This is a genomic window from Pseudoalteromonas sp. MelDa3, assembly GCF_002863625.1.
Lineage (GTDB): Bacteria > Pseudomonadota > Gammaproteobacteria > Enterobacterales > Alteromonadaceae > Pseudoalteromonas > Pseudoalteromonas arctica.
Map to the genome: position 1 here is coordinate 1 of NZ_PJBR01000178.1, position 2,958 is coordinate 2,958.

The 2,958-nt window shown below is 40.6% G+C and carries 3 protein-coding genes; all 3 read right to left on the reverse strand.

Translation table 11 applies throughout. The features are described 5' to 3' along the window. Positions 1-35 precede the first annotated feature (35 nt). Positions 36-497, reverse strand: a complete 462-nt coding sequence (ybaK, locus tag CXF89_RS18815; protein ID WP_007585460.1) for a Cys-tRNA(Pro) deacylase — start codon at positions 495-497, stop codon at positions 36-38. Between the two features lie 97 nt (positions 498-594). Continuing rightward, positions 595-1,734 carry a molecular chaperone DnaJ gene (gene dnaJ / locus CXF89_RS18820; RefSeq protein ID WP_010553942.1) on the reverse strand — a complete coding sequence of 380 codons (1,140 nt, stop codon included), beginning with the start codon at positions 1,732-1,734 and terminating at the stop codon, positions 595-597. Positions 1,735-1,936: 202 nt separating this feature from the next. After that, positions 1,937-2,958, reverse strand: a 1,022-nt coding sequence (locus CXF89_RS18825) for an Hsp70 family protein (protein ID WP_180961428.1), incomplete at its 5' end; no start/stop codon positions are given.

A 2,958-nucleotide genomic window follows, 5' to 3' on the forward strand; every position in this document is an offset into this window, starting at 1 on the left:
ATTTTTTGTATAGAAGGTAATTATAAAAATAAAATTTATAAATCGCCAAATTTTGCATTGGTCAATAAGGCTAAATCAGTTGGCGAGAGTGCTATTTCTAAGCCTCTTTTTCCGGCGCTCACATAAATAGTGTCAAAGAGAGAAGCACTGCTATGAATAAACGTAGCTAGACGCTTTTTTTGTCCAAGCGGACTCACCCCTCCTAAAATATAACCGGTACTAACTTGTACTTTTTGTGGGGCAGCCATAATTACTTTTTTAGCCCCACATAATTTAGCTAACTGTTTTAAATTAACTTGTTGAGATACAGGCGTTACAGCAACAATCAGTTGCCCTTCATGTGTTTCAAGTACTATGGTTTTAAATACTTGTGCACTGTCTAAATTTAACTTTTCAACGGCTTCAAGCCCGTAGTGGCTATTATTCTTATCGTGCTCATAACTGAGTACTTCAAAGGTTTTTTTTTGCTTTTTAAGTAGATCTATTGCTGGTGTCATGCTGTTTCATCTTTTTTATTCACAGTAACAAAAATTAAGTTTAAAGCAAAAAAAACGACGCTAAAAGCGTCGTTTTTTTGTTCATAATAATTTAAATTTATTTAGTTAAATCATCAAAAAACTTTTTAACACCGTCAAAAAAGCCTTGCTCTTTAGGACGGTTTTTAGAGCTATCTGTGCCCATGCTTTCATCTAACTCTTGAAGTAGTTCACGTTGACGCTCGTTAAGATTAACTGGCGTTTCGATTACCACTTTACAAATTAGATCGCCTTGGGCACCACTGCGTACAGACTTAACACCTTTGCCACGCATACGGAACATTTTGCCCGTTTGAGTTTCAGACGGTATTTTAAGTTTTGCACGACCATCAAGTGTTGGCACCTGAATTTCGCCACCAAGGCCTGCTGTAGTAAAGCTAATTGGTACTTCACAATATAAATTATTCGCTTCACGTACAAATATTTCATGTTCACGAACCGATACTTGCACATACAAGTCGCCCGATGGCGCGCCATGCATTCCGGCTTCGCCTTCACCCGTTAAGCGGATACGGTCGCCTGTATCAACGCCAGCTGGAATTTTAACTGAAAGCGTTTTAGTTTTTTCTACGCGGCCTTGTCCATGACAACTGTTACACGGGTCTGAAATAATTTGACCTTGTCCCTGACACGTTGGACACGTTTGCTGAACAGCAAAGAAACCTTGGCGCATTTGCACTTGGCCAGCACCATGACATGTAGTACATGTTTTAGGTTTAGAACCCGCTTTAGCACCACTGCCATCACATGGCTCACAACCAACCCATGTAGGTACTTTAATTTCAACTTCTTTACCACGAACAGCTTCTTCTAAGCTTAAGTCCATGTTGTAACGTAAATCAGATCCACGTTGTTGACGAGATTGACGTCGACCACCGCCGCCACCAAAAATATCGCCAAATACATCGCCAAATACATCACCAAAGTCGCCATGTCCGCCACCAAAACCACCGTGACCACCGCCACCACCTTGTTCAAAGGCTGCGTGACCATGTTGGTCATACATTTGACGTTTTTGATCATCGGTTAGTATTTCGTACGCTTCTTTAACTTCTTTAAATTTTATTTCGAGATCTTTATCGCCTGCGGTACGATCTGGATGATATTTCATCGCTAAGCGTTTATACGCTTTTTTTATGTCTCGCTCACTCGCATCTTTGCTTACGCCGAGGACTTCGTAATAATCGCGTTTTGACATATCTATCACACTACTCTTTTCTGTTTACAGCGTAAGCTGCAGGATAAATCGATAAATCGCATCGATTTATCATTGAATTTTTAAACCTTGAATACATGCAAAAGGCGCGACAAGCTATTGCTCGCGCGCCTCAATTGTTCATCCTAACCTAAACACCTAACTGAGTTAAGTGTTTTTGGCTAGCGAGAAGCGGTAGCAACAATTACTTGTCGTCTTTCACTTCTTCGAACTCTGCATCAACAACGTCGTCGTCTTGCTTAGTTGACTGTTGTTCGCCAGCGTCTGCTGAACCTTGCTGTGCTTTCGCTTGAGCAATTTCCATTAGTTTTTGAGACTTTTCAGCAAGAGCTTGAGTTTTAGCTTCAATCTCTTCTTTATTGTCGCTCTTAATTGCAGCTTCTAAATCTACAACAGCAGCTTCAATTGCTTCTTTGTCTTCGTTTGGTAATGCATCGCCAGCTTCTTCAACTTGCTTACGTGTACCGTGAACTAAAGCGTCAGCTTGGTTACGAGCAGCTACAAGCTCTTCAAACTTTTTATCGTCTTCAGCATGTGCTTCTGCATCACGAACCATCGCTTCAATTTCGTCATCGCTTAAGCCTGAAGATGCTTGAATCGTAATTTTTTGCTCTTTACCTGTATCTTTATCTTTAGCAGATACATGTAAGATACCATCGGCATCAACATCAAATGTTACTTCGATTTGCGGTGTACCACGTTGTGCTGGACGAATACCTTCTAGGTTAAATTGACCTAGAGATTTATTGTCGCTTGAACGTTTACGCTCGCCTTGAAGTACATGAATTGTTACAGCAGATTGATTATCTTCAGCTGTTGAGAACGTTTGCGATTTCTTAGTAGGAATCGTTGTGTTTTTCTCAATCAGTGCAGTCATTACTGAACCCATTGTCTCAATACCTAGAGATAATGGAGAAACGTCTAGTAATAGTACATCTTTAACGTCACCAGCAAGTACACCACCTTGAATCGCTGCGCCTACGGCTACTGCTTCATCAGGGTTAACATCTTTACGAGGCTCTTTACCGAAGAACTCTGCAACGATTTTTTGTACTAAAGGCATACGTGTTTGACCACCAACAAGAATAATGTCGTTGATGTCGCTTACTGATAAATCAGCATCAGCAAGTGCACGTTTAAGTGGCTCAATTGTTTTAGTTACTAAATCTTCAACTAGTGACTCAAGCTTAGCACGTGTTAGTTTCA

Bases quoted from the DNA above. Each gene is read 5' to 3' on its own strand.
- ybaK (WP_007585460.1), bottom strand. From the start codon at position 497: ATGACACCAGCAATAGATCTACTTAAAAAGCAAAAAAAAACCTTTGAA.
- dnaJ (WP_010553942.1), bottom strand. From the start codon at position 1,734: ATGTCAAAACGCGATTATTACGAAGTCCTCGGCGTAAGCAAAGATGCG.